The organism is Leifsonia xyli subsp. cynodontis (assembly GCF_050632205.1).
Classification (GTDB): Bacteria; Actinomycetota; Actinomycetes; order Actinomycetales; family Microbacteriaceae; genus Leifsonia; species Leifsonia xyli_D.
The window spans coordinates 328,867-351,820 of sequence record NZ_CP192578.1 but is presented as its reverse complement, the minus strand read 5'-3'; the positions used below and the strand labels follow the sequence as shown (position 1 = coordinate 351,820).

Sequence of the window (22,954 nt, the reverse complement as noted above, 5' to 3'; positions counted from 1 at the left end):
CACCCGGATCGCGAACGCCCGGCCGAGATAGTTGGCGCCGAGCATGATCTCGGGCGACCAGACCGGGCGGAACAGCGGCGAGACGCGCGTGCCGTTCGCGGCGAGGCGGTCGGAGTCGAAGGCGATGAGCCGCCGCACGGGGTCGACGCGGTGCTCCTTGGCGACCTGCTCCAGCGCGTGCGGGTCGAGCAGCGAGCCGGCCGTGAGGAAGAGGACGAAGTCCTCCTCGACGTCGGGCAGCAGTTCGCGCAGCGGGGTGCCCGTTCGGACGACCAGCGTCCGTGGCTCCAGCGCGACCTGCGCCGCGATGCTCTGCTCCGTCGCGGCTACGCGGGCCGCCTCCGCCTCGTCGCCGGACCCCGTCGTCTCGACGACGACCAGGAAGGTGGTCGCCTGCCCGGGCGGCAACGGCTCGAGCGGCGGCTGCTGTGCGCGCCACTGGGCGTAGTCGGTCAGTCCGGGCCCCCGCTGCTCCGGCTTCGCTGCCGGCACGACGGGTCGCAGCTCGGAGCGGAAGGCCCGCGCGGCTTCCTTGCCGGCGCGGAGCACCTTCCCCGCTCCCGACTGCGGTGGGAACAGACGGCCGAGCGCGCGCTGTGCGTGGCTCATCCATGGGTTCATCCGGGCAAGTCTAGCCGGGGAGGCGCCCGCCGCGTCCCGCCTAGACTTGGGGGCGAGGAGGCGCCCGTGAGACTTGCGATGACCCTGATGGTGCGTGACGAGGCCGACATCGTCGGCGCAATGATCGACCACCACCTCGCGCAGGGCGTCGACACGCTCATCGTGACGGACAACGGCTCCGCCGACGGCACCAGCGAGCTGCTCGAGTCGTACGCCTCGGACGGCCGGATCGTGCTGCATCACGACCCCGAGCACCGCAAGCAGCAGGCGGTCACCGTCACCCGGATGGCACGGGAGGCGGCGACCGAGCACGGAGCGGACTGGGTGATCAACGCGGATGCGGACGAGTTCTGGCTCCCGCGCGCCGACGGCCTCACGCTGAAGGAGGCGTTCAGCGGCATCCCGACGAGCATCCAGGCCTTCGACGTGCCCGTCCACGACATGATCGGCACCGCGGCCCTGGCCGGAACGGGCCTCCAGCGGCTCGTCTACCGCGACCTGCGGTCGACGGAGGCGCTGCACCGCGTCGGGCTGAAGGCGCACGCCACCCACGACGCCGTGCACATCGGCGACCCCGAGGTCGAGGTGGTGCAGGGCAACCACTTCGTCAGCCTGGAGAACCGCGGGCCGGTGCCCGCCGGGTACGAGATCGAGGTGCTGCACTTCCCGTGGCGGTCGTGGGAGCAGTACAGCCGCAAGGTCCGCAACGCGGGCAGCGCCTACGAGAACTCGGACCTCACGCCCAGCCCGAACCACCACGGGATGCGCGACTACCGGCGCCTGCTCGACGGAGTGCTGTATCCCCTCTATTTGTGCCGACATCCCGATGCCGAGGAGCTCGCCGCCGGGGTGGCGACCGGCGAGTACGTGCTCGACACCCGCATCGCCGACCGCGTCCCCTCCCCGTCGCGGACCGTCCGGTCGACGCGGCCACCGAGCCGGTGGACCGCGCGATCGGCCTCGCTCTGGCCGACCTCGACCGGAGGCTGGCGGCCGCCCAGGACGGGCAGGCGCGGGCCGAGGCCGACCTGCACGCGGCCCGCGAGGAGAACCGCGCGCTCCACGAGCAGCTGGGCATGCTGCGCCAGCGGCGGGTGGTGCGGATGGCCGACTCCGCCGCCCGGCTGCTGCGCCGTCGAGGCTGAACGAGCGCACATCCGCCGCCTCCGGCCGCACACCGACTTCCCCGGTTGCGGTGGTAATCTTCCGAGCGGCTTTCGTGCTCGGCGCTTTACCCGTACGCGGGCGAGAGGCCTCCTGCGGCGTCGCCTTCCATCGGTCAAGCCCGGACCGGCGGGGGTGCGGTCCGAGAAGACGAACGAGAAGGAGCACCATGCCGACCACCGGAGCGAGCACCGGCACGAGCGATGCGGCGGCGGGTACCGCCGCGCGGCGACGGATCCTCGTCGTGACGCCCGACACGCTGGGCGAGCTGATGGCCGGACCGGCGATCCGCGCGTGGGAGATCGCGCAGGCCCTCAGCGACGTCGGCGACGTGCGCCTGATCTCCACCAACCGCGTCTCCGAGATCGAGAACGACCGGTTCCACGTCGGCTTCGCCGACGACGAGGCCCTGCACGCCCACGTCGACTGGGCCGAGGTGCTCGTCTTCCAGGGCCACATCCTGCGCAGCCACCCCTGGATCAAGGCGACCGACACGATCATCGTCGCCGACATCTACGACCCCATGCACCTGGAGCAGCTTGAGCAGGGCAAGGACTTCGGCCCGGAGGAGCGGCTGGCGGTCGCCATCGACACCGTCGAGGTGCTGAACGACCAGCTCGAGCGTGCCGACTTCCTCGTGTGCGCCTCCGAGAAGCAGCGCGACTTCTGGCTCGGTCAGCTGGCCGGCCTCGCCCGTATCAACCCGGCCACCTATGACCGCGACCCGAGCCTCCGCTCGCTGCTCGACATCGCGCCGTTCGGCGTGCAGAACGATCCGCCCGTGCAGAAGAGCCACGGCATCAAGGGCACCGTGCCGGGCATCGGGCCGGACGACAAGGTGATCGTCTGGGGCGGCGGCATCTACAACTGGTTCGACCCGCTGACCCTGATCGAGGCGGTGGCGGTCGCCCGCAAGGCGCACCCCGACCTGCGGCTGTTCTTCCTCGGCGCGGTGCACCCGAACCCGAACATCCCGACGATGCGGATGGCCGTCCAGGCCCGCGAGCGCGCCGACGCCCTGGGCCTGACCGGCGAGACCGTCTTCTTCAACGACTCGTGGGTGCCCTACGCCGACCGGGCCGACTTCCTCCTCGACGCCGACCTCGGCGTCAGCACGCACTACGAGCACCTGGAGACCGCGTTCAGCTTCCGGACGCGCATCCTCGACTACCTCTGGGCATCGCTCCCCATCATCAGCACCGACGGCGACACGTTCGCCGACATCATCCGGGAGCACGACCTCGGGCGGGTCGTCCCCCGGAGGATGTGGATGCGCTGGCGGACGCCATCGAGGAGCTCCTGTACGACGGCGCGGCCCGCGAGCGGATCGCCGCGAACATCGCCGAGTACGCCCAGCAGCACACGTGGGCGCACACCCTGCGGCCGCTGGTGGAGTTCTGCGCCGACCCGACCCCCGCGCCCGACCGCGTCGCCGGCATCGTCTCCGAGCGCACCCGGGTCACCAACGACCTGCACAAGCGCATCAGCGGACTCGAGAACAGCTCCTCCTGGAAGCTCACGCGCCCACTGCGCGCGGCCTCGGAGTGGGTCGCCGCCAAGCGCCGCAAGCTATAATCCATCGAATGCCCGCGAACAGATTGACGACCGAATGACTGCACTGGATCGGTACCGTGCGCTCTCCAACGAGCAGCTGGTGACGGTCAGCGGCGACGACAAATCGGGCGGCTCCTGGGCCGCCGTGCGGGACATCTTCCGCCACCGCGAGCTGCTCTCGCTGCTCGTCCGCCGCGACCTCAAGTCCCGTTACAAGGACAGCGTCCTCGGCTTCGTCTGGACCCTCGTCCGTCCGCTGACGCAGCTGCTCATCTACGCGATCGTGATCGGCAAGGTCCTGGGCGCGGCCAAGGGCATCCCGGACTTCGCGATCTACGTGTTCACCGGGCTCACCGCCTACGGGCTGTTCAGCGAGATCATCGGCGGCACGACGGCGTCGATCGTCGGCAATGCCGGGCTCATCAAGAAGATCTACCTGCCGCGGGAGATCTTCCCGCTCGCGAGCGTCGGCTCTGCCGGGTTCAATTTCCTGATCCAGTTCGCGATCCTGCTCGGCGCGACCATCGCGATCGGCAAGCCGCCGCTGCACGCCGAGACCTGGTACGTCATCCCGTCGGTCCTGCTGCTCCTGCTGTACGGCACGGCGTTCGGCCTGCTGCTCTCCGCGGTGAACGTCTACCTGCGCGACATCCAGTACCTGGTGGAGGTCATCCTGCTGCTGCTGCTGTGGGCCTCCCCCATCGTCTACTCGTGGTCGATGGTCGCGAAGGCACTCGGCCACGGCATCCTGCTCGACATCTACACCGACAACCCGGTGACGCTCGCCGTGCTCGGGTTCCAGAAGGCGATGTGGGTCGGCGGCCAGGGAACGGCCTTGTACCCCGACTTCCTCCTGGGCCGCATGGCGATCGCGTTCGTCGTCGGCCTGTTCCTCCTGTTCGGCTTCCAGCGGGTGTTCGCGCGCCTGCAGGGCAACTTCGCGCAGGTGGTGTGACGTGACGACCGACATGACGACGGCCCCCGAGGCCGCAGCAGAGGCCGAGACGCCCGAGATCGTCCGCGTCGTCGACGTCTCGAAGCGCTTCGTGATCCGCAAGGACAACTCGCTCAAGGAGCGGCTGGTGGCCTTCGGGCGCGGCCGCGAGCACCGCGAGGAGTTCTGGGCGCTGCGCGACGTCTCGATCAGCATCCACGCCGGCCGCACGGTGGCCCTGATCGGCCACAACGGCTCCGGCAAGAGCACGCTGCTCAAGGTCATCGGCGGCATCATCGACCCGACCAGCGGCAGCGTCGCCCGCCGCGGCCGGATCGCCGCGCTGCTGGAGCTCGGCGCCGGGTTCCATCCCGACCTCACCGGGCGCGAGAACGTCTACCTGAACGCGTCCATCCTCGGCCTCACCCGCGAGGAGACCGAGGAGCGCTTCGACGAGATCCTCAGCTTCTCGGGCATCGGCGACTTCATCGACACGCAGGTGAAGTTCTACTCCTCCGGCATGTACGTGCGCCTCGCCTTCGCGGTCGCCGTGCACACCGACCCCGATCTGCTTCTCGTCGACGAGGTGCTCGCGGTCGGCGACGAGGCGTTCCAGCGCAAATGCCTCGACAAGATCCGCTCGTTCCAGCAGGAGGGGCGCACGATCATCCTCGTGACGCACAACCTCAGCCAGGTGACCGAGCTGGCCGACCGGGCCATCCTGCTCAACAAGGGCGAGGTGGTCTATGACGGCGAGCCCGGCGGCGCGGTCACCGAGTTCCGCAACATCCTCGAGGGCCGCCGCGTGATCGAGGCCGAGGCCGAGGCCGCCGTGCAGGCGTCGAAGCACGGCGACGTGGTCATCGAGCACGGCCGCGTCATCGAGGCGCGAGCCTGGGCCGACGGGCGCGCGCCCGGCGAGCCCGTCGAGCCGGGCGACGACCTCCGCATCGAGGTCACGCTCGAACACGACGAGGGCATCGAGGACTGGATGTGCGCCATCCAGATCGACAACACCCTCGGCCAGCCGGTCTACGGCACGACGACCGCCCGCGTCGGCGCACCCGTCTCCCGGCTGCGCGAGCGCCGCACCGTCGCCTTCCTGCTGCGCGATGCGCGCTTCGGGGCGGGCAAGTACTTCGTGAACGCGTCGCTGATGGACCGGGCCGGCCGCCACCTGTCCGACATGCCGCAGGCGTGCTCGTTCGACGTGCCGTACTACCCGCTCGCGGTCGGGATGGTCCACGCCGTCCCCGAGGTCGTCGAGCCGTCGGCGTGACGGACGAGCGGACCGGCCGCGGCGCCCGACCGCGCGTGCTCGCGGTCACGGTGACGTACAACTCCGCCGACACGATCGAGCCGTTCCTCGCCTCGCTGGCGACGGCCGGCCGGATCGACGAGGTCGTCGTGGCGGACAACGCGTCCAGCGAGGCGGCGGCGGTCGGCGCGGCGACGACGGCGGCCGGGTACCGGTTCCTCGAGCTCGCGACGAACGAGGGGTACGGCGGCGGCGTGCGCGCGGCGGTCGATGCCGCCTCGGTCGCGCCCGACTACATCCTGGTCGCCAACCCGGACGTCGTGTTCACGCCCGGAGCCGTGGATGCGCTGGTCGCGGCCGGCGAGCAGACGCGGGCTGCCGGCTCCCTCGGCCCCAAGATCCTCGACGCCGACGGCACGGTCTATCCCTCCGCCCGGCGGCTGCCCTCGCTGCGCACCGGCGTCGCGCACGCGCTCTTCGGCCGCATCTGGCCGGCGAATCCGTGGACCGTCCGCTACCGCGCCGAGGGCGAGACCGAGACCCGCCGCGACGCCGGGTGGCTCTCCGGAGCCTGCCTGCTCATCCGGGGCGAGGCGTACCGCGAGCTCGACGGATTCGACCCCGGCTACTTCATGTACTTCGAGGACGTCGACCTGGGCGACCGGCTCGGCCGCGCCGGCTGGCGCAACGTCTACGTGCCCGAGGCCGTCGTCACCCACACGGGCGCGCACTCCACCTCGCGCGAGCGCAAGCGCATGGAGAAGGCGCACCACGACAGCGCCTACCGCTACCTCTCGCGCAAGTACGCCGCGTGGTACTTCGCGCCGCTGCGACTGGCGGTGAGGCTGGGCCTCTGGGGCCGCCTGTGGTGGGTCTCGCGGTGAGCCTCGCCTCCTTCACCCGGCGTGCCGTCTCGGCGGTCCGCTGGCGCGCGGCCATGCGCCTGTACCGGGCGGGACGGTTCCGGATGCGGCCGCTGCTGACCTCCGGCGAGCCGGACGGCGTCGCGGTGATCATGTGCCTCTGGAACCGCCGCGAGCGCATCGACGCGGTGCTCACGCAGCTCGACGCCCAGCAGGGCCCGCGGGTGCGACTGCTGCTGTGGAACAACCGCCCGGCCGACGCGGCGTACTACCGGGAGCGGATCGCCGCCTACCGGCCGCACGGCGCGCTGGCATCGGTGTCGCTGTTCGACAGTCCGGTGAACGTGGGCGGTCTCGGCCGGTTCTTCGCCGCGCGGCAGCTGTGGTCCGCCGGCGAGCGCGGCACCTTCGTCATGCTCGACGACGACCAGGATGTCAGCGACCACTTCCTCACGGACCTGCTCGACGCCTCCGGACCGCACACCATCGCGGGCTACTGGGCCTGGACCATGGACGGCGAGTACTGGGCGCGCACCCCGGCCGAGCCCGGCGACCGCGTGAGCTACGTCGGCACCGGCGGCTGCGCCTGCGACCTCGACATCGTGTCCGACCTGTCGTTCTTCACCGAGCTGCCGCGGTACTTCGCCTTCCTCGAGGACATCTGGATGTGCGGCTACGCCCGCAAGCGCGGTTGGACGCTCCGCAAGGTGGACACGCCGGTCGAGTTCGTCCTCGACGAGACGAACCAGCACCACACCCTCGCGGAGCGCAAGGCGGAGTTCTACCGCTACCTGCGGCTCGACGACCGCGCCTGAGCGCCGGTCAGCAGGGGCGGAACGTGGCCACGTCGCCGGTCAGCGCGGTGGTGCCGCCGATGAACACGACCTTCGACGTCTTCATGTTCACCAGGTCGTTGCCGATCGACCGCGGGATGCAGTACGACTGGGCGACGAACAGCGGCGCCTTCTGGGCGCCCGCGACGGCGGAGCCGGCCAGGGCATCCGGGTAGTCGACGCCGGAGGCCACGTACACCGTCGGCGCGGACGGGAACTTCTGCGAGTTGACGAGGTGACTCGTGTCGAAGCGGTCGTAGCCGCCGATGCGGGTGACGGTCGCGCCCGCGGACCGGATGGACGTGTCCAGCGTCGGCGAGATGACCACACCGCCGCCGACGACGGTCGCGGACGTCAGCTTCGCGGACGCGACGTACGCGGTCGTCGAGGGGTCCGATCCGCCGAATCCGGTCACCAGCACGACCGGCTGCCCGCTCGCGCCGGCGGCCGACGCGGCCGACAGCGCATCCGGGAAGTTCAGCCCGGAGGCGAAGTAGGCGCTCTTCGTCGCCGGGAACGCGTAGGCGGCGAGCAGCCGCGACGTCTCGAATCGGTCGGAGCCGGAGATGCGCGTGATGTTCGGCTGCAGGGCGGCCAGCTTGCCCAGGGCCGTCGCGGAGACGGCGTTCACGCCGCCGACGACGACGATCTTCGCCGGCGCCAGGCGCTTCACCTCGGCCAGCACGCTGGCCGTGACATCGGCGCCGGTGGCGAGCAGCAGCGGTCCCTTCTGGGCCGCGGCCGCGGGGCCGGCGGAGAGCGCATCCGCGAAGTTCAGGCCGGAGGCGATGTAGACCACCGGCACGCCGGGGTTCGGATACGCCGACTTGGAGACGGCGACCGACGTGTCGAACCGGTCGGAGCCCTGGACGCGACTGGTCGCGGGCGGGGCGCCGTTCAGCGCGGGCGAGTAGAAGACGGTGCGGCATCCCATGTCGCTGTTCCCGGCGGTGTTGCCGGCGACCGCGATCGCGACGATGCAGGCCGAGTACTGCCCGGTGCCGGTGCGCGGCACGCTCGCGGAGAAGCCGTGGAGGCTCCCTGCGAACGGGTACGCGTTGCCCACGTCCGGCCGGTTGGCGCTGGCGGGGATGGTCACCGTCGAGACGCCGGAGGGCGTGTTGAACGTGATCTGGACGTTGATGGAGGTGCGCATCACCGTCGGGTCGATCGCCCAGCCCGAGACCGCGAAAGCGGACGTTCCGAGCGCCGCCGACTCGAAGTTGCCGGTCGGCTTCGCGCCCGACGTGCTGGAGCCGAACCAGTCGGTGTACAGACGCCAGAAGTTGCGGTTGCCGTACGCCGAGCAGGCATCGCCCGTGCCGTACAGGTTCGCGAGGGCGGCCGCGTTCGGCTGGTACGGCGTGTAGTAGTACAGGGCCGCCGTCGCCTGGTTGCGGATCGTCACGTTGCCCGAGCCGCACGCGGTGTTCGGGTTGTAGCGGATGGCGCTCACCTGGCCGATGGGGAGCCAGTTGAAGAAGTCGGAGGTGCCCGGCGGGTTGCCGTAGCGCTTGAACTGCCAGGCCGCCTTGTACACCTGGTTGTAGAAGCCGAGGGTCATGGGGTCGCACGGGCCGGTGTCCGGGCAGGCGAATCCGGTCGCCTTCTGGTACTCCCCGCCGTGGGCCAGGTGTCGGTGACGAGTCCCTGCTCCTTCTCGAGCAGCACCAGCAGGACGCGCTGGCTGATGTTGCACGCCTGGCCGACCTTGGTGATGATCGTCGCCGCGGTCTCGTTGGCCGCGCCCGTGTAGGCGGCGCACATCGGGTCCGCCGCCCGCGAGGTCGTCGTCTCGGTGTAGTCCTTTAGGCAGGTGTAGCCGGCCTTGCAGGTCGGCACCTTCGCGTTCAGCCAGGACTGGATGCTGGCCGCATCCACCGCGTTCCCGTTGTAGAAATTGGAGTCGCTGATGATGAACCCGGGCTGGAAGTCCGAGGCGCTGGCGGCGCGGGCCGGCTGCTCGGTCGCCGCGAGCGCACCGACGAGAACCAGTGCGAACACCGCGACGGCGGCAGCGAGCACACGGAAGGGGTGGCGAGGCGGCGTCACGCGGGCCAGCCTAGCCCTCCCACGCAACGAAACTGCGTCGCGACGCACCAGACGTGCGTTTTGCGACGCTCAGTCCTGCTGCAGCAGCGCCTGCAGGTACGACCCGTAGCCGCTCTTGACCAGCGGCGCGGCCAGGCCGCTCAGCTGCTCGTCGTCGATCCACCCGGCACGCCAGGCGATCTCCTCGATGCAGCCGACCTTGAAGCCCTGCCGGTCCTCGATCACGCGCACGTACTCGGAGGCCTGCATCATCGACTCGAATGTGCCGGTGTCGAGCCACGCGGTGCCGCGGTCGAGCACCTGCACCTGCAGGCGGCCGGCCTCCAGGTAGCGCTCGTTGACGGTGGAGATCTCGAGCTCGCCGCGCGCGCTCGGCTCGATCGTCTTCGCGATCTCAACCACGTCGTTGTCGTAGAAGTACAGGCCCGGGACCGCGAAGCGCGACTTCGGGTTCTTCGGCTTCTCCTCGATGGAGATCGCCCTGAAGTCGTCATCGAACTCGACCACGCCGTACGCGGTCGGGTTGCTCACCTGGTACGCGAAGATGAGGGCGCCGTCGATGTCGTTGTGGTCGCGCAGCGACGAGCCCAGCCCGGAGCCGTGGAAGATGTTGTCGCCGAGGACGAGCGCCACCGACTCGTCGCCGATGAACTCCTCGCCGATGATGAAGGCCTGCGCCAGGCCGTCCGGCGACTCCTGCACCGCGTACTCCAGCCGGATGCCGAGCTGCGAGCCGTCGCCGAGGAGGGCGCGGAACTGCTCGTTGTACTCCGGCGTGGTGATGATGAGGATCTCGTCGATCCCGGCCATCATCAGCGTCGACAGCGGGTAGTAGATCATCGGCTTGTCGTAGATCGGCATCAGCTGCTTCGAGATGCCCTTGGTGATCGGCCAGAGCCGCGTGCCGGATCCACCGGCCAGGATGATGCCGCGCATGGTCAGTTGCCTCCGTCGTGGTCGGACGCGTTCAGCGACGCGTAGTAGGCCCGGGCGGCGTCCCAGGTGGGCAGCAGGCCCGACGCGGCCGCCTCGGCCAGGGTCGGCGCGCCGGTGTCCTTCGGCGAGAGCAGCGGCTCGCCGGCCTCGTCGGGGAAGCGCAGGTCGATCTCGGGGTCGAGCGGGTTGATGCCGTGCTCGCGACCCGGGTTGAAGACGTCGGTGACCAGGTAGCTGACCGTCGCGTCGTCGGTCAGGGCGACGAAGCAGTGGCCGAGACCCTCGGCGATGTAGATCGCGCGGCGGTCGGTGTCATCGAGCAGCACCGAATCCCACTGCCCGTACGTCGGCGAGCCGACGCGGATGTCGATCACGTAGTCGAGCACGGCCCCGTGCGTCGCCGTGACGTACTTCGCCTGGCTCGGCGGGATGTCGGCGAAGTGGATGCCGCGCACGGAACCCCGCCGCGAGACGGACGTGTTCGCCTGACGCAGGTCGAGGCGGTGGCCGACGGCCTCCTCCAGCCGGTCGAAGCGGTACCACTCCAGGAACACTCCGCGGTCGTCGGCGTGCTGCTTCGGGGTGATCTCGTACGAGTCGGGGATGGTCAATTCGCGGATCTGCACCCCGAGAGTCTACTGGCAGACCGCCAGAGCCCCCACCCGGGGACTCAGGGCGTTGACGCCGCCGAGCAGGCGGATGGCCGGTGCGGCCATCGCCAGGTTCGCGGCCCCGGGGTACACGCAGCCCACGGGAGAGACGAGCAGAGGGCCCTTGGCCTTGCCCGCCCACGCCGCTCCGGCGAGCGCATCCGGGAAGGACGTCCCGGACGTGATCAGAGAGACGCTCGTCGCTCCGGGGAACGCGTTGGCGTTGACCGCGATACTGGTCTCGAAGCGGTCGGACCCGCTGAGGCGCGTGACCGTGAATCCGGCGTTCTTCAGGCTCGTCTCGAAGCCGGCCGAGATGATCGCGGTACCGCCGACCAGCTTGATCGTCGTGACGTGGAGGCTCTGCAGCGCCTGCTTCGTTCCGGCGTCGACCGACCCGAGCGCGCCGTTCACGAGGAGCACCGGCTGGGACTTCGCGCCGGCGGCGCCGCCTGCTGAGAGCGCGTCCGGGAAGCCGAGCCCCGACGCGAGATACGCCGTGGAGGACGCCCCGAACGCCTGCTGCGCGATCAGCACCGACGTGTTGAAGCGGTCATAGCCGCCGATGCGGGTGATCGCCGGCTGCACCTTGGCGAGCTGCGTCAGCACCGACGGCGCGATGACGTTCGCACCGCCTGCGACGTAGATGTGCTGGGGCTTCAGTCGTGCGAGCTCCGTCATGATCGGCTGCGGGACCGCCGTCGTCTGCACGAGCAGGAGCGGGCCGCCGAGCTTGGCGGCGGCGGGCGCCGCGGCGAGTGCGTCGGGGAAGTTGAGTCCGTTGGCGATGTACACCGCCGAGACGCCCGGAGTCGGATAGGCCGCCCGGGAGATCGCCGCTGCGGTCTCGTAACGGTCGCCGCCCGAGATGCGCGCGATCGACGGCACCGAGCCCGCGGTCGAGGATCCGTACCAGGCGTTGAACAGCATCCAGAAGTTGCGGATGCCGTACGCCGAGCACGCGTCGCCCTCGCCGGGATAGCTCGCGAGCGAGGCCGCGTTCGGGGTGTACGGCGTGTAGTAGTAGAGCGCGGCGGTCGCCTTGTTCTGGATCACCACCTGCTTGCTGCCGCACGACGCATCCAGGTTGTAGCGCACCGGCGTCACCTTGCCGACCGGGAACCAGTCGAAGTCGGTGCCGACGCCGTAGCGCTTGAACTGCCACGCGGCTCCGTAGACCTGGTTGAAGAATCCGGTGGTCGCGGCGGTGTTGGTGCTGCAGCCGAGCGTGGTGTCGGGGCAGTTCCAGCCGGTCGCGTAGTCGTAGGCGTGCTGCGTGGGAGCCGTGGAGGACACCAGGCCCTGCTCCTTCTGCAGCATCACGAGGAGCACCACCGGGTTGATGCCGCACGAGGCGGCCACCGTCGCGATGATGTGCGCGGACGTCTGCGAGGCGGAGGCGGCGTACCCGGCCGGGCACATGGCGTCAGCCGGCTTCGCCGTGGTCGCGGTCGTGTACGTCTTCAGACAGGTCGGCGTCGTCCCGGTGCAGGTGGTGACCTTGGAGTTCAGGAACGAGGCGATCTGGCTCTCGGTCCAGGCGTTCCCGCGGTAGAAGACGGCGTCGCTGACCAGGTCGCCGTCGACGAACTTCGACGGATCGGCGTCGGCCGCGGCGAGCGCGTGCACTCCGCCGGGAGCCGCGTCCTGCGCCCCGAGAACCGCGGCGACGTTCGCGTTCTCCTCCGCCTCGCTCGGGACGCGCCCGTCGGTCGCGGCCGCCACTGCCGCGTAGTAGGCGTCCGCCTTCGCGTTGTCGTCCGCCAGCGCGGGCGTCGCCACGGCGAGCGTCCCCCCGACGAGTGCGAGAGCGAGCAGACCGGTGACCAGTGCGCGGGTTCGAGCCCGCCTTCCCCCAAGACCATGATGCGAACATAGCGCGTCTATGCAGGGCGACCGCAAGAGCTTCTACGCCCACCCGGTAGAATCGGGCCGGTAATCCACGACTCCGTGAGGCAGGTCCCCTACTCCATGAAGATTCTCGTCACCGGCGGCGCCGGTTTCATCGGCTCCAACTTCGTCCGTCGCACCCTGCAGGACGCATACCCCGGCCTCGAGGGCGCCGAGGTCGTCGTGCTCGACGCGCTGACGTACTCGGGCAACCTGGCCAACCTGGCGCCGGTCGCGGATTCCCCGCGCTACACGTTCGTCAAGGGCGACATCCGCGACGGCGGCCTGCTCGACGAGCTCTTCCCGACGGTGGACGCGGTGGTGCACTTCGCCGCCGAGTCGCACGTCGACCGGTCGGTGCGCGACGCCTCGATCTTCGTCGAGACCAACGTGCTCGGCACGCAGCAGCTGCTCGACGCGGCGCTGCGCAACAACCTCGAGCGCTTCGTGCACGTCTCCACCGACGAGGTGTACGGCTCCATCGCCGAGGGCTCGTGGGCGGAGGACCGCCCGCTGGAGCCGAACTCGCCGTACTCCGCCTCGAAGGCCGGGTCGGACCTCCTCGCGCGCAGCTACTTCCGCACGCACGGCCTCAACCTGTCGATCACGCGCTGCTCGAACAACTACGGGCCCTACCACTTCCCCGAGAAGGTCATCCCGCTGTTCGTCACGAATCTGATCGACGACAAGCACGTCCCGCTGTACGGCGAGGGCAACAACATCCGCGACTGGCTGCACGTCGACGACCACACCCGCGGCATCGCGATGGTGCTCGTCAACGGCCGCGCCGGCGAGATCTACAACATCGGCGGCGGCACCGAGCTCACCAACAAGGAGCTCACCCAGCTGCTGCTGGACGCGACCGGCAAGGACTGGTCGTACGTCGACCGCGTCGCCGACCGCCTCGGCCACGACCTGCGCTACTCGGTCGACATCTCGAAGATCCAGTCCGAACTGGGCTACGAGCCGCTCGTCCCGTTCCAGCAGGGTCTCGCCGACGTGGTGCAGTGGTACCGCGACAACCGCGCCTGGTGGGAGCCGCTGAAGGCCCGCGCGGCGCTCGACAACTGATGACGCGCTACCTGATCGCCGGTGCGGCCGGGATGCTCGGCCAGGACCTCCAGAAGGCCCTCGCCGGCCGCGACGTGACCGCCCTGTCCCGCGCCGAGCTGGATGTGACCGACCGGGATGCGGTCGTCGCCGCGGCCGCGGGTCACGACGTCGTCATCAACGCCTCCGCCTACACGAAGGTGGACGACGCCGAGACGCACGAGGACGACGCCTACGCGATCAACGCGCTCGGCACCGAGAACCTCGCGGTCGCGGCCGCGCAGCACGGCGCCCGGTTCGTGACCGTCTCCACCGACTACGTCTTCGACGGCCAGGCCACCGAGCCGTACGCGGAAGACACCCCGCGCGACCCGCTGAACGCGTACGGCCGCACCAAGGCCGCCGGCGAGGAGCTGGCGCTCGCGGCGCATCCCGGCGGCACTTTCGTGGTGCGCACCGCCTGGCTGTACGGCGCGGGCGGCGCCAACTTCGCGAAGACCATGGTGAAGCTCGCCGGGAGCCACGAGACCGTCAGCGTGGTCGACGATCAGCTCGGGCAGCCCACGTGGACGGGCGACCTCGCCGCGCAGATCGTCGCCCTGCTCGACTCCAACGCACCGGCCGGGATCTACCACGGGACGAATTCCGGCCAGGCCAGCTGGTACGACTTCGCCCGGGCGGTCTTCGCGCAGGCGGGGCTCGATCCGGAGCGCGTGAAGCCGACCGACAGCTCGACGTTCGTTCGTCCGGCGCCGCGTCCCTCCTATTCCGTGCTCGGGCACGACGCCTGGTCGCGAGCCGGGCTGTCGCCCATGCGGCCGTGGCAGGAGGCCCTCGCGGCCGCCACGGCGGCCGGCCTGTTCGCTTAGTCCCCCGATTGCGGCCGCGCCTCGGTTGGGGGAATTGTGACGGCCCGCGGCGGCGGGATACGGTGATTCGCAGAATTCGAGCGGGGAATCGAACGACACCGGTGCACCCTCGCTGACCGACGAGGGAACCTTCACGTGAACCGAGCACTCGCTTTCGCCGTGGCCGCGGCCGCCTTCCTGGCGACCGTCAGCCTGCCGACCCAGGCGTCGGCGGAGCCTGCGCAGACCACGGCGCCGATCGCCGTCGCCCCGACCGGCACCGGCGACGGAGGCTCCGACGCCACGCCGCCGGAGCTGCCGGAGGTTCACCCCCGGCCGGCGCAGGCCTTCGGTGCGGCCGCCGCGAAGCTCGACGCGGGCGTCACCAAGGCCGTCGAGCGCGATCTCCACATCAGCCCGGCCGAGTACCTGGCCCGGGCGGCGGCGGCTCAGGATGCGGATGCGCTCGTCACCGCGCTGCGCGAGCGCACCGGGAGCACGGTGAGCGCCCGCCTGGACGGGACCGCGCTCACCGTCTACTCCCCCGACGCAGCGACGGCGGCTCTCGCCCAGCAGGCGGGAGCCGCCGCGGTCGTGGGCACGGCGCCGCAGCACCCGGTCCCGACCGGCACCGCCCACCCGCTCGCCGACGTCTACGGCGGCCAGCCGTACCTCATCCACTCGGCGTCGGAGGATGCCCGCTGCTCGGCGGCGTTCCCCGGCTTCGCACTGCCGAACGGTTCCCCGCAGCTGCTGAGCGCCGGGCACTGCGTGCTGCCGACCTCGACCACCTACGAGCTCTCGATGACGGCTCCCAGCACCTACACCGGCTCCCCCGGCACCGTGGGCGGAGCGCTGGGCGGCTGGGTCACCGGCGCCAACCAGTTCGGCGGCGGTGCGGACTCGTCGCTCATCGCGCTGACCGCCGGTCACACACCACGGCCCGCCGCCCTGACCTGGGGCGCCGGGGGCACGGGCGCCCCGCTGGGCACCGCGCCGGCGACGGTCACCGGCGTCGCGGCGGCCGTCGTGGGCGCCCCGCTGTGCAAGAGCGGTTCCACCACGGGCTGGACCTGCGGGCAGGTGCTCGACACCGATTACTCGATCCCGGTCGCCGACACCGACGGCACGCACACCGTGAACGCGATCATCGCCTCGACCTGCGCCGACCACGGCGACAGCGGCGGCGCCGCCATGATCGGAAGCACCGCGGTCGGGCTGGTCTCCGCCGGGCCGGATGTCGCGTGTTCCGACCCGAACTACTTCACGGCCTTCTACCCGCTGGTGTCCTCGACCGGCGGCTCGAGCGTCACCTCGCGGTACGCCTCGCGCTGGGAGCCGGCGGTCTCGGTCACGGCCACCGTCGCGGTCACGTCGCTTCCGGTCACCGGGCGGGTCACCCAGGGCGGAGTGATCTCCGGCACGATCGCCGGCGCCGTGCCGGGCACCACCGTCCGCGTCCAGCTGGCGAACGAGTCCACGGCCCGCGTGGCCAGCGTGGTCAACGGCACCTGGTCGGTGTCCCTGGCCGGAGCACCCGCCGGAGTCACGAGCTACACCGCCCGCGCCGCGTACGGCACCTACTCGGTGGGACCGGCGACCACCGGACCGCTGACCATCGTCGCCATCCCGACGCAGCGCATCGCGGGAGCGGACCGCTTCGCCACGAGTGTCGCGATCGCGAAGCAGGCCTACCCGACGACGGCGAAGACCGTCTACGTGGCGACCGGGCTCAACTACCCCGACGCGCTGAGTGCCGGTCCGGCCGCCGCCAAGGAGGGCGGCCCGCTCCTGCTGGTCGGGTACACCCTCCCGGACGCGGTGCGCGACGAGATCCTGTCGCTGAAGCCGACGAGCATCGTGATCGTCGGCGGGGTGAATGCGGTCTCCCCGGGCATCGCGTCATCGCTCGCCGGCATCGGCGCCCAGCTGGGCGCCACGGTCCAGCGGATAGCGGGGGTCGACCGCTACGACACCTCCGAGCGGCTGGCCACCAAGGCATTCGGCAACGCGATCCCGGCTGCGTTCGTGGCCACCGGTCTGAACTTCCCCGACGCCCTGGCCGCCGGTGCCGCAGCCGGGGCGGCCGGTGCGCCGGTTCTGCTCGTGTACGGCAGCGCGACCTGGATCGACTCGGGTACCAGCCTGTTCCTCGCCGCCAAGGGGACGAAGTCCGTGACCGTGGTCGGCGGGACGAGCGTCGTCTCCGCCGGCGTCGCCTCAGGCCTGGCCCAGAACGGCGTGACCGTGAAGCGCCTCTCCGGCAGCGACCGCTTCGAGACCGCCGAGACCGTCGGTCGGGTGTCCTTCCCCACCTACACCACGGCCTACCTGGCCAGCGGGCTCGGCTTCGCCGACGCCCTGGCCGGATCCGCGCTCGCAGCCGCGAAGGGCGCCCCGCTGTTCACCTCGAACGGATCGTGCATGCCGCGGTCGGTCCTCGGCGACCTGGCGGCCCAGAACGTGCAGAAGGTGTACCTCCTGGGCGGCACCGCGGCGCTGGGGAGCCGCCTGGACTCCCTCGCCGCCTGCTGACCGCCGTCCGCGGTCGCTGTCGTCGACGCCGACGGCGTCCAGGAACTTCCGGGCCGGGTCATGGTTTCATAGATCGGAACGGACGCGCGTGAAGATCCAGACGGGAGCAGGATGACCACCCTCAGAGTGATCGTCGACGACCTCGTCGGCGTCGCACCGAGGGGCACCCGCCGCTACACGGAGGAGCTGACGCGCCAGCTGATCGCGACGGCCCCTGCCGGCTGCGACGTCGAGGCGATCGTCTCGGCCGTCGGCGACGACGAGCTGGCGGCGTTGCGCGAGCGCCTCCCCGGCCTCGGCGAAGTGACCCGCCTGCCGCTCGCGCGCCGAGAGCTGTCGCTCGCCTGGCAGACCGGCCTCAGCGTCGGCGGCCCGCTCGGGATGCTGCACGCCCCGACCCTCCTCGCCCCGATCCGCCGGCACGATCACGCCACCACCGCCCAGCAGCTCGCGGTCACCATCCACGACTCCCTCGCGTGGACGCATCCCGCCACGCTCGGCCCGGCCGCCACCGCGTGGACCAAGGCGATGGCCCGGCGCGCCCGGCGCTTCGCCGACGCCGTGGTGGTCCCGACGCACGCCGTGGCGGACCGGCTGGCGGAGCACGTCGACTTCGGCGACCGCATCCGCGTCATCGGCGGCGCCCCCGCCACCACCCTCCGCCTGCCCGCCGACGCCGACGAGCGCGCCCAGCGCCTGGGCCTCCCGGAGCGCTACGCCCTCACGCTCGGCAGCATCGAGCCGCGCAAGGGCGTCACCGCGCTCATCCAGGCGATCGCCCGGCCCGAGGCCGAGCAGCTGCCCCTCCTGATCGTCGGCCCGGACCGGGTCGGCGAGAAGTCGGCCTCCGGTGTCGCCGCCGCGGCAGGGCTCCCCGAGGACCGCGTGCGCGCGCTCGGCCGCCTCGACGATCCCGACTTCGCCGTGGTGCTCGACCGGGCCACGCTGTTCGTCTTCCCGAGCGTCGCCGAGGGCTTCGGGCTGCCCGTCGTCGAGGCGTTCAAGTTCGGGCTGCCGGTCGTCCACTCCGACGACCCCGCGCTCGTCGAGGTCGCCGGCGGGGCCGGACTGTCCGTCACGCGCCCCTCGGGCGACCACGACACCGGCTACCCGGAGCGGCTCGCCGAGGCCATCGCCCGCGTCCTGAACGACGACGACCTGCGCTCCCGGCTGCGCGTGCTAGCCTCTGACCGCGCTCGGGCGTTCAGCTGGCGGGACTCCGCCGAACGCGTCTGGCAGCTCCACGCGGACCTCTGATCCCGGGCCTCCACCGCTCCGCCACCACGCCTATGTCTCCTGCCACTCCCGCATCCACATCGTCGACCGGCATCCGCCTGAGGTCGCTCGACGGCCTGCGCGGCGTCGCCGCGTTCATCGTCCTCCTGCACCACGCCTCGCTGCTGACCCCGGCCATCGCCGCGGCGTACATCTTCAACCCGGAGGTGAGCGGTCCGACTCCGTACAGCTTCGGCTGGTGGTTCACGTACACGCCCCTGAAGATCTTCACCGCGGGGCCGGAGGCGGTCGTCGTCTTCTTCGTGCTGTCCGGATTCGTCCTCAGCCTGCCGGTGCTCGGCCCGCGCGCGTTCGAGTGGATGTCGTACTACCCGCGGCGCATCGCCCGGATCGGCCTCCCCGTCGTCGGGTCGCTGCTGTTCGCGTCGGCCCTGGCGCTGCTCGTCCCGCAGCTCCCGCAGCACGCCATGAGCTCCTGGGTGGCGGGCACCTCCGTACCGCAGCTCGGCGTGTGGGATGTGATCGGCTCCCTCGACCCGACCCTCGGCTCCTGGTTCATCAACAATCCGCTGTGGTCCATCTACTGGGAGATGGCCTTCTCGGTGCTGCTGCCCGTCTTCGTCGGTCTGGCCGTGCTGCTGCGTCGCGGCTGGCCGCTGCTCATCGCGCTGGTCGTGGCGGTCGTCCTGATCGGGCTCTACGCCAACTCCCATGCCTTCCTCTACCTGCCCGGCTTCTTCCTCGGCGTCGTCGCGGCGACGCAGCTGGACCGCATCCACCGGCTGGGCGACGCCCTCGCGAGCCGGCGCTGGGGATGGGCGGTCTGGCTGCTCGTCGCGCTGGGTTCGATGGTGCTGCTCGTCTCGCACTGGATGACGAGATCCGCCGACCTCGGCTTCGTGCTGGAGTCCCTGCAGCCGATCGCGGCGCTGGGGCTGCTGCTGTGCTGCCTGGAGTGGCGTCTGCTCGCCCGGCTGCTCTCCCACCAGCCGTTCCGCTGGCTCGGGACGATCTCGTTCAGCCTCTACCTCGTCCACGTGCCGATCATCATCACGCTCAGCTATCTGCTCGGGAGCTGGGGCCCGCTGAAGGTCGGCGCGCTCGCCATCCCCGTGGCGCTCGTCGTCGGCACGCTGTTCTACGCCGCCGTCGAGAAGCCCGCGCACCGGCTGTCGAAGCGCATCGGCCGGATGGTCGCGCAGGCGTTCGCCGCGCGTCCGGAGCCCGCCGCGCCGCCCTCGACGGAGTTAGCGCCCAGCGTCCGCGACTGAGCGGTCGCGGTCGCGCTCCCGCTCGCCGTCGCGCTCGCGGTCGCCCGCTCCCTGCTCCGCCTCACGCCCGAACCACGTGCTGTACCGGTGCGACGCCCACGTACCGACGGCCTTCGACCAGCCGTGGCTGCGCTTCTCGATCAGCCAGGTGAAGCCCACCGCGACCAGCACCGCGACCGGGATGCCGAACAGGAACGGTCCGACGTACCAGGCGGAGTCAGCGAAGAGGTACGTGCTGAAGATGATGATCGGCACGTGGACGAGGTAGAGGCTGAACGAGATCGTCCCGCTGAACTGCACCGGACGGGTCTCGAGGACGGCCCGCAGCGGCTTCCAGCCGAGCGCCGCCACGACGAGTCCTCCGGCCGCGAGCGGCACCATGCCCTTGAGGACGGACTCCAGCTCCGGGATCTCGCCGACGCTCGGGCCGACGAGCCACGGCGCGATGAGGAGCAGCAGGCTGCCGACGGTGAGTCCGGCCCACAGCGGGTGGCGGTACCAGTGGGTGTTGATGCGCTCGGCGACGTTGCGGACGGCCTCCAGCCGCACCGCGATGACGGCGCCGACGAAGAAGGCCGGCAGGTACTGGAGCTCGCCGGAGTCGGCGTGCACACCCAGGTAGGTGAGGGCGCACGCGGCGGCCAGGCCGCCGATCCACCACTTGCGCACGGCGAGGGCGAGCACTGCGAAGATCGGCAGTGCGAGCGAGAAGACGAGCTCCCAGCGCAGCGACCACAGCGGGTTGTTGATCTGGCCGTCACCGCCGAGCAGGTCCCAGCCCTTGACGATGTACTCCCACCCGAAGTTCGATGTGGACGAGTTGCTCAGCCAGGTGCCGTCGGGCTGCGTCGACGTCTGCGGGATCGCCATGACCCAGACGGCCGCCAGCACGACCGACGCCATCACGGGCACCAGGAGGCGCACCGCGCGGCGCGGGAAGTAAGCCACCCAGTCGAATCCGCGCTTGCGGATCACCGGCAGGGTGACGACCAGGCCGGAGAGCACGAAGAAGACGATCACGGACTCCACGCCCGCGGTGAACAGCTTCAGCGGGGTGTAGCTGATCCACCACATCGCCGAGCCTGCCGGTGCGGAGCCGCCGCCGGGGGTTCCCGGGAAGTCCGGGTTCGTGTACATGGCGTGGTGCAGCAGCACGACGAGGGCTGCGACGCCGCGGAGGCCGTCCAGCGCGGCCAGGCGGCCGCCCGACTTCTTTCCCGTCTTCGCTTCGATCGTCTTCTCTCCCACGTCTACACCTGTACCCGTCATAAGGGGGCGACGCTACGGGCTTGCCCTGGGCAGTTCCTGTGACCCGTTCAGGGGTCAGCTGGGCGCGCTCCGCGTGGCGGACGGGCCGCGAACGGGCAGGCACCTAGCATGTTCGCTATGCCCGCATTCACCTCTCCGCTGGTCTCCGTCGTCATGGGGTCCGACTCCGACTGGTCGGTCATGCAGGAGGCGTCGCGGGTGCTGAGCGAGTTCGATGTCGCCCACGACGTGGAGGTCGTCTCGGCCCACCGGACGCCCGAGAAGATGATCCGCTTCGGCAAGGAGGCGGCCGGCCGCGGTATCCGTGTGATCATCGCCGGCGCAGGAGGCGCAGCCCACCTGCCCGGGATGCTCGCCGCGGTCACCACGCTGCCCGTCGTCGGCGTCCCGGTGCCGCTGGCGCGCCTCGACGGCCTCGACTCGCTCCTCTCGATCGTGCAGATGCCGGCCGGCGTGCCGGTCGCCACGGTCTCCATCGGCGGAGCCCGCAACGCGGGGCTGCTCGCCATCAAGATCCTTGCCACCTCCGACGAGGGGCTGTCGCAGAAGCTCGCGCAGTTCGCCGCCGACCTCGAGGCGAGCGTCGAGCAGAAGAACCAGGCCCTCCAAGCCCAGCTGTGAGCCGCACCCCATGACCATCGCCACGCCCCTGCGCCACCCCGACGCCTCCTCGTCCCGCACGATGACGAAGCGCGGCTGGTGGCTCGTGACCATGAACGTCCTGCTCCCCGGCTCGGCGCAGCTGGTCGCGGGCAACCGCAGGCTCGGCAGGATCGGCGTGCTGGCGACGCTGCTGCTGTGGCTGCTCGCGATCGTGACGCTCGTGCTCTACCTGGCCGCGCCGACCTCGATCTACACGCTCTTCACCCAGGCCGGCAGCCTCACCCTCGTGCAGGTCCTCCTCATCGCCTACGCGGTGCTCTGGGTCGTGCTGACCCTGGACACGCTCCGGCTCGTCCGGCTGGTGCGCACCGCCCCCAACTCCCGCGGCTGGATCGCCGCGTTCTCCGTGCTCGTGCTCGTCGGGATCACCGGCACCGCGGGCTACGCCTCCGTCGTCGCAGGATCCGCCCGCGGCGCCCTCGGAGACATCTTCTCGGCCGGCCCCTCGCAGCCTCCCGTCGACGGCCGGTACAACATCATGCTGCTCGGCGGCGACGCCGGACCGGACCGGGAGGGCCTGCGCCCGGACAGCATGTCCATCGTGAGCATCGACGCGAACACCGGCCAGGCCGTCACCATCGGACTCCCCCGCGACCTCGACCCGGTGCCCTTCCCGAAGAAGTCGCCCCTCCACGCGCTCTACCCGGACGGCTACGGCTACGAGGACCGCTGCGACGTCGACGTCTGCCAGCTCAACTCCATCTACACCGAGGTGGAGCTGTACAAGCCCGACCTGTATCCGAACGCGAAGAAGAACAAGAGCGAACCGGGCATCGAGGCGATGCGGGATGCGCTCGAGGGCGCGACCGGACTCACCATCCAGTACTACGTGCTCATCGACATGCAAGGCTTCGCCGACCTGGTGGATGCGGTCGGCGGCGTCGACGTCACGGTCAAGGACCGCATCCCGATCGGCGGCGACGAGAACCTCAACGGCGTGGTCGAGTGGATCGAGCCCGGCAACCGCCACCTCGACGGCTACCACGCCCAGTGGTACGCCCGGGCCCGGCACGGCTCGAGCGACTACGACCGGATGGCGCGGCAGCGGCAGCTGCAGGACGCCATCCTGAAGCAGGTGAACCCGGTCAACGTGGTCTCGAAGTTCCAGGACATCGCCAAGGCCGGCGCCCAGGTGATGAAGACGGACATCCCGCAGTCGATGCTCGGCTACTTCGTCGACCTCGGTCTCAAGACGCGCAAGCTGCCGGTGCAGCAGCTGGAGCTCGTGCCGCCTACGATCGACCCGGAGAACCCCGACTACACCCAGATCCAGCAGCTGGTGCGCCAGGCGACGCACCCGGCCACCGCCGGGCCCGCTGCCAAGTAG

General features: G+C 70.8%; 18 protein-coding genes and 1 pseudogene. 13 read left to right on the top strand and 6 right to left on the bottom strand.

Annotated features, from left to right (window positions below; all coding sequences use genetic code 11):
- Positions 1-699 precede the first annotated feature (699 nt).
- The 6 genes and pseudogenes from ACQ86M_RS01715 to ACQ86M_RS01690 all read left to right on the top strand — a co-directional run.
- A pseudogene (locus ACQ86M_RS01715) lies at positions 700-963 on the top strand (glycosyltransferase family 2 protein); the annotation flags it as partial.
- 599 nt (positions 964-1,562) lie between these two features.
- Positions 1,563-1,766: a hypothetical protein gene (locus ACQ86M_RS01710; protein ID WP_431220448.1), complete on the top strand. Its 204-nt coding sequence runs from the start codon at positions 1,563-1,565 to the stop codon at positions 1,764-1,766.
- 188 nt (positions 1,767-1,954) lie between these two features.
- Positions 1,955-4,294: an ABC transporter permease gene (locus ACQ86M_RS01705; protein ID WP_431246827.1), complete on the top strand. Its 2,340-nt coding sequence runs from the start codon at positions 1,955-1,957 to the stop codon at positions 4,292-4,294.
- Between the two features lies 1 nt (position 4,295).
- Positions 4,296-5,552 (top strand): ABC transporter ATP-binding protein, encoded by a 1,257-nt coding sequence (locus ACQ86M_RS01700; RefSeq protein ID WP_431220445.1) that lies wholly within the window; start codon positions 4,296-4,298, stop codon positions 5,550-5,552.
- Positions 5,549-6,415 (top strand): glycosyltransferase family 2 protein, encoded by an 867-nt coding sequence (locus ACQ86M_RS01695; RefSeq protein WP_431246826.1) that lies wholly within the window; start codon positions 5,549-5,551, stop codon positions 6,413-6,415. The genes ACQ86M_RS01700 and ACQ86M_RS01695 overlap by 4 nt, the downstream gene beginning before the upstream one ends.
- A complete protein-coding gene (locus ACQ86M_RS01690; RefSeq protein WP_431220443.1) occupies positions 6,412-7,209 on the top strand; it encodes a glycosyltransferase family 2 protein in 798 nt (265 codons plus the stop codon). The genes ACQ86M_RS01695 and ACQ86M_RS01690 overlap by 4 nt, the downstream gene beginning before the upstream one ends.
- Positions 7,210-7,216: 7 nt before the next feature.
- Here the strand turns inward: ACQ86M_RS01690 and ACQ86M_RS01685 are convergent, their stop codons facing one another.
- The 5 genes from ACQ86M_RS01685 to ACQ86M_RS01665 form a co-directional block, all read right to left on the bottom strand.
- Complete coding sequence (locus ACQ86M_RS01685; protein ID WP_431246825.1) at positions 7,217-8,791, bottom strand: cell wall-binding repeat-containing protein; 1,575 nt, start codon at positions 8,789-8,791, stop codon at positions 7,217-7,219.
- Entirely contained in the window at positions 8,788-9,279 is a 492-nt protein-coding gene (locus tag ACQ86M_RS01680; protein ID WP_431246824.1) for a hypothetical protein, read from the bottom strand. Before ACQ86M_RS01680 ends, ACQ86M_RS01685 begins: the two co-directional genes overlap by 4 nt.
- 69 nt (positions 9,280-9,348) lie before the next feature.
- Entirely contained in the window at positions 9,349-10,215 is an 867-nt protein-coding gene (gene rfbA, locus ACQ86M_RS01675; protein ID WP_431246823.1) for a glucose-1-phosphate thymidylyltransferase RfbA, read from the bottom strand.
- A gap of 2 nt (positions 10,216-10,217) precedes the next feature.
- On the bottom strand, positions 10,218-10,841 hold the full coding sequence (locus tag ACQ86M_RS01670) for a dTDP-4-dehydrorhamnose 3,5-epimerase family protein (RefSeq protein ID WP_431246822.1): 624 nt from the start codon (positions 10,839-10,841) through the stop codon (positions 10,218-10,220).
- 9 nt (positions 10,842-10,850) lie between these two features.
- On the bottom strand, positions 10,851-12,647 hold the full coding sequence (locus ACQ86M_RS01665) for a cell wall-binding repeat-containing protein (protein ID WP_431246821.1): 1,797 nt from the start codon (positions 12,645-12,647) through the stop codon (positions 10,851-10,853).
- Between the two features lie 189 nt (positions 12,648-12,836).
- Between ACQ86M_RS01665 and rfbB the strand changes: the two genes are divergently transcribed.
- From rfbB to ACQ86M_RS01640, 5 genes are all read left to right on the top strand, one after another.
- Positions 12,837-13,826: a dTDP-glucose 4,6-dehydratase gene (gene rfbB / locus ACQ86M_RS01660; RefSeq protein WP_431220438.1), complete on the top strand. Its 990-nt coding sequence runs from the start codon at positions 12,837-12,839 to the stop codon at positions 13,824-13,826.
- Entirely contained in the window at positions 13,826-14,674 is an 849-nt protein-coding gene (gene rfbD, locus ACQ86M_RS01655) for a dTDP-4-dehydrorhamnose reductase (RefSeq protein WP_431246820.1), read from the top strand. Before rfbB ends, rfbD begins: the two co-directional genes overlap by 1 nt.
- A 135-nt stretch (positions 14,675-14,809) precedes the next feature.
- On the top strand, positions 14,810-17,188 hold the full coding sequence (locus ACQ86M_RS01650; RefSeq protein ID WP_431246819.1) for a cell wall-binding repeat-containing protein: 2,379 nt from the start codon (positions 14,810-14,812) through the stop codon (positions 17,186-17,188).
- 111 nt (positions 17,189-17,299) lie between these two features.
- Positions 17,300-18,445, top strand: coding sequence for a glycosyltransferase family 4 protein (locus ACQ86M_RS01645; RefSeq protein WP_431246818.1), 1,146 nt, complete (start codon positions 17,300-17,302; stop codon positions 18,443-18,445).
- Between the two features lie 32 nt (positions 18,446-18,477).
- Positions 18,478-19,695: an acyltransferase family protein gene (locus ACQ86M_RS01640; protein ID WP_431246817.1), complete on the top strand. Its 1,218-nt coding sequence runs from the start codon at positions 18,478-18,480 to the stop codon at positions 19,693-19,695.
- Here ACQ86M_RS01640 and ACQ86M_RS01635 read toward each other — a convergent pair.
- Positions 19,672-20,943, bottom strand: coding sequence for an acyltransferase family protein (locus ACQ86M_RS01635; protein WP_431246816.1), 1,272 nt, complete (start codon positions 20,941-20,943; stop codon positions 19,672-19,674). The two genes, ACQ86M_RS01640 and ACQ86M_RS01635, sit on opposite strands and share 24 nt — an antisense overlap.
- Positions 20,944-21,081: 138 nt before the next feature.
- On the opposite strand from ACQ86M_RS01635, the gene purE reads away from it, so the two are divergent.
- Together purE and ACQ86M_RS01625 are read left to right on the top strand one after the other, a co-directional pair.
- Positions 21,082-21,585: a 5-(carboxyamino)imidazole ribonucleotide mutase gene (gene purE, locus ACQ86M_RS01630; protein WP_431220432.1), complete on the top strand. Its 504-nt coding sequence runs from the start codon at positions 21,082-21,084 to the stop codon at positions 21,583-21,585.
- A 10-nt stretch (positions 21,586-21,595) separates the two neighbouring features.
- Positions 21,596-22,954: an LCP family protein gene (locus ACQ86M_RS01625; RefSeq protein WP_431246815.1), complete on the top strand. Its 1,359-nt coding sequence runs from the start codon at positions 21,596-21,598 to the stop codon at positions 22,952-22,954.